The 240-nt window shown below is 44.2% G+C and carries 1 rRNA gene; it reads right to left on the bottom strand.

Annotation, left to right across the window (positions count from 1 at the left end):
- Window positions 1–189: 189 nt before the first annotated feature.
- Window positions 190–240: ribosomal RNA gene (locus M3212_RS21945) — 16S ribosomal RNA — on the bottom strand; the annotation flags it as partial.

Here is a 240-nt window from a genome sequence, read left to right as displayed (position 1 = left end):
TCATGGATCTCGGTCATGTCACGTAGAGAACTACGCTCCATTCCTTCGACCATTTGCTTCCTCGATCTGCTTGATTCTCTTTGTCAAAGTATGATAGAGAGTATTGAATCCTCTCAAAACTGAACAAAAGAACCGAAGCGTTCCTTACACAGCTGGTGTGTAAGTTCGATTAGAGTATAAACTCCATAGAAAGGAGGTGATCCAGCCGCACCTTCCGATACGGCTACCTTGTTACGACTT

Source organism: Halalkalibacter oceani (genome assembly GCF_023715705.1).
In the GTDB taxonomy this organism is placed as follows: Bacteria; Bacillota; Bacilli; order Bacillales; family Bacillaceae_D; genus Halalkalibacter; species Halalkalibacter oceani_A.
The sequence above is the reverse complement of the archived record's forward strand: the minus strand, read 5'-3'. Positions and strand labels throughout refer to the sequence as shown.